At 71.9% G+C, this 6316-nt stretch carries 6 protein-coding genes; 3 read left to right on the top strand and 3 right to left on the bottom strand.

The features are described from left to right. Positions 1-161: 161 nt before the first annotated feature. Entirely contained in the window at positions 162-1205 is a 1044-nt protein-coding gene (gene pseI, locus DQW85_RS11860; RefSeq protein WP_113700389.1) for a pseudaminic acid synthase, read from the bottom strand. After that, positions 1202-1705 (bottom strand): GNAT family N-acetyltransferase, encoded by a 504-nt coding sequence (locus DQW85_RS11855; RefSeq protein ID WP_113700388.1) that lies wholly within the window; start codon positions 1703-1705, stop codon positions 1202-1204. The genes pseI and DQW85_RS11855 overlap by 4 nt, the downstream gene beginning before the upstream one ends. A gap of 154 nt (positions 1706-1859) precedes the next feature. Here DQW85_RS11855 and DQW85_RS11850 point away from each other — a divergent pair, with 154 nt between their 5' ends. From DQW85_RS11850 to DQW85_RS11840, 3 genes are read left to right on the top strand one after another with little or no spacing between them, the layout of a single operon-like run. Further along, on the top strand, positions 1860-3308 hold the full coding sequence (locus tag DQW85_RS11850) for a glycosyltransferase family 2 protein (protein ID WP_113700387.1): 1449 nt from the start codon (positions 1860-1862) through the stop codon (positions 3306-3308). Between the two features lie 47 nt (positions 3309-3355). Next, positions 3356-4168 carry a CDP-alcohol phosphatidyltransferase family protein gene (locus DQW85_RS11845; protein WP_113700386.1) on the top strand — a complete coding sequence of 271 codons (813 nt, stop codon included), beginning with the start codon at positions 3356-3358 and terminating at the stop codon, positions 4166-4168. Positions 4169-4189: 21 nt separating this feature from the next. Further along, positions 4190-5239 (top strand): sulfotransferase family protein, encoded by a 1050-nt coding sequence (locus tag DQW85_RS11840; RefSeq protein ID WP_113700385.1) that lies wholly within the window; start codon positions 4190-4192, stop codon positions 5237-5239. 209 nt (positions 5240-5448) lie between these two features. Here the strand turns inward: DQW85_RS11840 and DQW85_RS11835 are convergent. Beyond that, positions 5449-6316: glycosyltransferase (locus DQW85_RS11835; RefSeq protein WP_113700384.1), on the bottom strand; the 868-nt coding region annotated here is incomplete at its 5' end.

Genomic DNA, 6316 nt, shown 5'->3' with positions numbered 1-6316 from the left:
CCCGACGCGGCGGCCACGGCGGTGCTCTCGCGCCTGCTGGCCGACGGCGCGCTGCGCGAGGAGTACGGCCGGCGGGGGAGGGGCCTGATCGACGGCCGGGGCCGCGAGCGGGCCGCCGACGCCCTCCTCGAACTGGTCAAGTGAGGATCACCTGATCCAGGTCAGATGAGGTCCCAGGTGAGCGGCGTGCCGAGCGGCACGTCCCTGGTGAAGCGGCGCCCCATCACCTCGTCCACCGCCGCGGGGGGCAGGCCGCCCGCGGGCCGGACGGACCGTACGTTCCGCTCGGTCACCGGCTCGCCCGCGCGCACGTCGCTGACCACGTACAGCGAGCGGCGGAAGCGCAGCCCCTCGAGCTCGGAGGGGCGCGGCCCGAGCTCCGCCCGCCCGAGCGACTGCCAGGCGCGCTCGCTCTCCACCACGAGGGCCGCGAGCTCGGCGGGTTCGAGCGAGAAGGCGGCGTCGACGCCCCCGGCGGCCCTGGACAGCGTGACGTGCTTCTCGATCAGGCAGGCCCCGAGGGCGACGGCCGCCAGCGCGGCGCCGAGGCCGGGCGTGTGGTCGGAGACGCCGGTGACCGCGCCGGTGAGCGCGGCCAGCAGCGGCAGCGACCGCAGGTTGCTCTCGGCGGGCGAGGCCGGATAGGACGCGGTGCACGACAGCACGGCGAGCTGCGCGCAGCCCGCCTCGCGGGCGGCCCGGACGGCGGCGTCGATCTCGCCGGCCGTCGCCATGCCGGTGGAAATGATCAGCGGCTTGCCGGTGCGGGCGGCGAGCCGGATCAGCGGGAGATCGACGATCTCCGAGGACGCGATCTTGTACGCGGGCGCGGCGAGCTTCTCCAGCAGCTCGACGGCGGTGGGGTCGAACGGCGAGGAGAACGCGGCGAGCCCCCGCTCGCGAGCCCTTGCGAAGATCGGCTCGTGCCACTCCCAGGGGGTGTGGGCCCGCTCGTAGAGGTCGTAGAGGCGCTCGCCGCCCCACAGCTCGTGCCCGTCGCCGAGGCGGAAGGCGGGGCCGTCGGCGTTGACCGTGATGGTGTCGGGGCGGTAGGTCTGCAGCTTCAGCGCGTGGGCCCCGGCGGCGGCCACCGCGTCGACGATCTCCAGGGCCCGCTGGAGGCTGCCGTCGTGGTTGCCCGACATCTCGGCTATGACGAACGGAGGGTGGCCGGGGCCGACGGCCCGGCCCGCGATCGAGATCATCTGTCTCCCTTCCCGGTGAGCTCCACGGTGACGACGTCCACGAGCGCGCCGCCGACCTCTCGCCGGTGGGTGCCGACCTCGGCGAACCCGAAGCGGCGGTGGAGCAGCCGGACCGGCTCGTTGCTCGCGAGCACCTGGCCGCGCAGCGTGGTCAACCCCAGCGGGCCGAAGGCGTACGCGATCGCGCACCGCTCCACCCCGCCCCACGCCCGCAGCGTCTCCCCCGCCCGCTCCAGCCCGGCCAGGTCGATGTAGTAGCCCCATTCGGCGCTCGTGGCGCCGGGCGTCAGCCCGGAGAAGGTCACCACGCCCGCGTCGGTCTCGCCCCGGTGCCGGTAGATCAGCACGAGCCTGGCCGGATCGCCGCGCAGCCCGGCCCACCAACGGGCGTGCTCGGCCTCGCCGATCTCGTGGGTGGTGAAGCTGGCCGCGCGGACCGCCGGGTGGTTGCGCCAGCGGAGCATGGCCGGCACGTCGTGATCAGTGGCGGGCCTCAGCATCGCGCCCCCTACGCCCGGTGAGTGAACGGACTCATACCGTAGCGGATATGTGTCAGGTAAAGAGCTGATCAGGGAGGGACATCGCGCGCCGCCCGGCGGCGACGACCGGGGCATGCTGCCGTCTAACCATCCCCCGTAAGAAGGAGCCCTTCGCATGGCGCCCCTGGTCAGCGTCGTCGTCCCGTTCTACAACGTCGAGTCGTACATCGCCGAGTGCCTGGAGTCGCTGGCGGCCCAGACGCTCGCCGACATCGAGGTCATCCTGGTCGACGACGGCTCGGTCGACGGCAGCAGGCGGATCGCCGACGAGGTCGCGGCCCGCGACCCGCGCTTCGTCGTGGTCCGCCAGCCGAACCGCGGTCCCGGGCCGGCCCGCAACGAGGGGCTGCGGTGGGCCCGCGGGGCCTACCTGGCCTTCGCCGACAGCGACGACGTCGTGCCGCCCGAGGCGTACGAGCTGCTGGTCTCCTCGCTCGAACGGACCGGCTCCGACCTCGCCTGCGGCGGGGTGCGGCGGATCAGGGACGGCGGGCTGGCCGCGTCGTCGCTGCACGAGAAGGTGTTCAGGCGGGAGGTGCGGCGCACCCACATCATGGACCGCCGCGTGCTCGTCAGGGACCGGACGGTGTGGAACAAGGTCTATCGCAAGGACTTCTGGGACGAGCACCGGCTGCGCTTCCCCTCGGGGATCTACGAGGACGTCCCGCTCAGCATGCGGGCGCACGTGCTGGCCGACAGCGTCGACCTGCTGCCCGAGGTGGTCTACCACTGGCGCAAGCGCGAGCTGGGCGAGGTCTCGATCACGCAGCGCCGGGCGGAGCTGTCCAATCTCGGCGACCGCCTGGAGGCCATCTGCGCGGTCAGGGCGTTCCTGCGGGAGGAGGCCCCCGAGCTGATCATGGCGTTCGACGGGCTGGTGCTGGAGAAGGACATCGTGTTCCTGTTCCAGGCGCTGGAGGAGGCGCGCGACGAGGACATCGCGCCGCTGCACGACCTCGCCCGCCAGTGGCTGGCGGTGCTGAGCCCCGCCGTGCTCGCCTCGGCGCCTTCGCTCCGCAGGCTGGAGCTCCACCTGATGGAGCGAGGTCTGATCAAGGAGCTGCGCGGGGTGCGCGAGTTCAGGCGGAACTGCTCCGACGTGCCGCGCATCGTGCCGCGCGGGCTGCGCAAGGCCGGCTGGTACGGCGACTACCCCTTCTTCCGCGACCGCTCGCTCAAGATCCCCGACGACGTGTTCGACGCCTCCAACGAGCTCAAGCTGCTGGCCAGGGTCGAGGAGTGCCGCTGGACGGGCAGCCGCTTCACGGTGCTGGGCGAGGTGGCCATCCACCGGGTCGAGCGCCGGCCGCGCAAGGTGCAGCTCTGGCTGAGCGACGGCAGCCGCGAGGTGCCGGTGCCCGCCCGGCGGACGGGCGGCGGGAAGCTCGTCGCGGAGATAGACCCCGTGCGGCTGAAGGGCGGGGGGCCGAACTGGCGGCTGCACGCCCAGGTCGAGACCCGAGGACTGGTGCTCAACGGGCATTTCCGCGACGGCGACGCCCACAAGCCGTGGCGGCTGTCAGTCCCCGGATGGTCAAGAACCGGCATGGACATCACCCAGTAGTTCCAGAGAGTAATACGCCCATGACGATGCGTGGCCATGCTGAATCCATGAGCACCTATTCGCTCGATGACGTCTACGCGGCGCGCAAGCGCAGGGACTCCTGGTGGACCGTCTACTTCGTGGATCCGGTCGCCTGCCGGGCGGCACTGGTGGTGGCCAACAGGACCCGGATCACGCCGAACACGCTGACCGTGCTCTCGCTGGTGCTGGGCCTGCTCGCGGCGGCCTGCTTCGCCACGGACCGGCTGGCGGCGGGCGCGGTCACGTTCTACCTGAGTTTCATGATCGACTGCGTGGACGGCAAGATCGCCCGGCTCAAGGGCACGGGGACGCCCTTCGGCCTCTGGCTCGACTATGTGGGCGATCGGGTGAGGGTGGTGTTCTGCGCCGCGGGTCTGGCCTACGGCCAGTACGCGCTCACGGGGGATGTGCGTTACATCGTGCTCGGCGCGGGCGTGGCCGTGCTCGACCTGTTCAGGTACGTCAACGCGCCGCAGATGAAGCGGGTCCGCGAGGCGATCAAGGAGGCGCGCGCCCAGGCGGCGCAGCTCGCCGTGGTGGCGGGGGTCGTGCCCCAGCCGCGTGGTGGCGGCGGCAGGCGGCGGACCTTCGGCAGGCGGCTCAACAGGTATCTGGCGCGCCGCCGCGTCCGTACGCACCTGATCAGCGGCATCGAGTTCCACGCCGCGGTGTTCGTGGTCGCGCCCCTCGCCGGGGCCGCGGCCCTGGTGCCGATCTCGGCCGTCGCCGGCGTCCTGCTGCTCGGCAACGAGATCTTCCTGGTCTACAAGATGTGGCTCTTCACGCGCAGGCACACCGTGTCCGCCCCGCGGGAGAGCCGTGAGCACGTTCTCGTCTAAGTTTTCGGGGGTTCGAACCAAATGTCCGATCGGCCAGTGTTCGTCGTCGGCTGCCCGCGCTCGGGCACCACGATGCTGCAGCTCATGCTCCACTCGCACCCGCGGATCGCGGTGCCGCCGGAGACGCGGTTCCTCATTCCCGCGTACATGCGCCGCCGCTCGTTCGGCGACATGCGCCTCGCCCAGCGCCGCCGCGCGCTGGCCGAGTGGGTGGCGGGCGACCGCACCACCAAGTTCCGCGAGCTCAAGATCGACAAGGACGACTACGTCAGGCAGGCGGTGGAGGGCCCCGGCTCGCTCGGCTCGGTGCTCGGCACGACGTTCCGCATGTACGCCGAGCGGTTCGGCAAGGTCCGCTGGGGCGACAAGCGGCCCAGCTACGTCAAGCAGATCGAGTACATCCTCAGGCTCTTCCCCGACGCCCAGTTCATCCACCTGATCAGGGACGGCCGCGACTGCGTGGCCTCGCTGAAGGAGATGCCCTGGTACACGCACAACTCCTTCCACGCCGTCTCCACCTGGGCCGAGGCGATCGACGCGGGCGTCAAGCTCCGGCGCACGATGCCGGAGGACGGCTACTACGAGCTGCGTTACGAGGACCTCACCGACGACCCGTCCACCGAGCTGAAGAAGCTCTGCGCCTTCCTGCGGGAGGACTTCGACCCGGCGATGGTCTCGCCGCGCGAGGCGGCCAGCGTGGCCGTGCCGGTGCACAAGGTCTGGCACAGCAACACGCACGGCGAGGTCACGCGCAGCCGGGTCGGGAGCTGGGCCAACCGGCTGGACGCCTGGGAGGTCTCGCTCTGCGAGCAGGTGCTGGGCGAGCGCCTGGAGGCCAACGGCTACGAGCTCAGCGGAGCGGCCCCGGCGTCCAAGGCCCACCTGGCCATCTTCCAGAAGACCGCGCAGAAGCGCCGCGCCAGCCGGATGCGCAAGCACATGCGCGACCGGTTCAACCGGCTGCGCGAGCCGGGCCCGGTGGCGGCCATGCTCACCTCGGCCCAGAGGGCGCTCGCCGGGGTGCCCCAGCAGCGGGCCGAGTCACCGGAGCTGGCCGACAGAGCCATGTAAGGAGCGAGGGGACTGCCGGGTTCACCCAGCAGGGGAATCGCTTCCCTGATATGGTTCTTGAGCAGGGGAATCGCTTCCCTGATATGGTTCTTGTGTTCGGAAACGGGCAGGGCTTGTCCGTCGCCTACCTCAATCGAGGAAAGCGAGAAGCCGCTCCCTTCAGGGAGCGGAGGAGTCACGTAAGGGGGCCATGTAAGCGAGCGTGCCGCTCAGCGCGCGATGTGCGTGAACAGCGACTCCCACTCGTCCAGGACGCGGTCGAGGCGGAACGCCTCGGCCCCGGCGCGAGCGGCGGCGCCGAGGCGTCGCCGCTCCTCCGGGGACCCGGCGAGCCGGGCCAGCTCCCGGGCGAACGCGTCCACGTCACCGGGCGGGACCAGCACCGGAGCGGCCGACCGCACCCCGCCCGACACGTCGAACGCCACCGCCGGCACGCCGTGCGCGGCCGCCTCCAGCAGCACGATCGGCAGCCCCTCGTGCTCGCTCGTCACGGCCACGATCGAGGCGGCCAGATACTCGCCGGGCATCCGCGCGGCGGGCACCCGCCCCTTGATGACCACCCGGTCCGCCACACCCTCGCCGGCGGCGTGCGCGCGCAGCCGTTCCAGCTCGCTCCCCTCGCCGATCAGGTGCAGCTCCCACGGCCGGGGCGCGCCCGACCTGGCGAAGGCGGTGATCAGCCGGTCGAACCTTTTGACGCCCTCCAGCCGTCCGACGCCCAGCACGCGCGGCGTCTCAAGCTCGGCCGTGGCGTCCGGCCAGGCGGCCAGCGGGTTCGGCACCGACGAGGCGTTGGGCAGCAGCGCGTGCTCGGAGAACTTCCACGCGTCGTCCTCACTGAGGAAGACCGCCTGGTCCAGCGACGGATAGTGCTTGCGGATGGAGCCCAGGTGCCAGCAGTCCCTGGCGTGCGCGTACGAGCCGTGATACTGGCCGATGGTCCGCAGCGTGCCGGGCACCGTCCGTGCCAGCCTGGCCACCACCGACGGCGAGGTCATGACGGCGAAGCCGGGCGGCATGGAGCCCAGCAGCCCGGCCAGGCGGCGGTCGGCGCGCCCGCGGGCGAGGCGGCCCTCG

Source organism: Nonomuraea lactucae, assembly GCF_003313395.1.
GTDB classification, from domain to species: Bacteria; Actinomycetota; Actinomycetes; order Streptosporangiales; family Streptosporangiaceae; genus Nonomuraea; species Nonomuraea lactucae.
This window is presented reverse-complemented; position numbering and strand designations above follow the sequence as displayed.

Coding starts and splice junctions, on each gene's coding strand:
- pseI (WP_113700389.1), bottom strand. CDS start 1,205: ATGATCTCGATCGCGGGCCGGGCCGTCGGCCCCGGCCACCCTCCGTTC.
- DQW85_RS11855 (WP_113700388.1), bottom strand. CDS start 1,705: ATGCTGAGGCCCGCCACTGATCACGACGTGCCGGCCATGCTCCGCTGG.
- DQW85_RS11850 (WP_113700387.1), top strand. CDS start 1,860: ATGGCGCCCCTGGTCAGCGTCGTCGTCCCGTTCTACAACGTCGAGTCG.
- DQW85_RS11845 (WP_113700386.1), top strand. CDS start 3,356: ATGAGCACCTATTCGCTCGATGACGTCTACGCGGCGCGCAAGCGCAGG.
- DQW85_RS11840 (WP_113700385.1), top strand. CDS start 4,190: ATGTCCGATCGGCCAGTGTTCGTCGTCGGCTGCCCGCGCTCGGGCACC.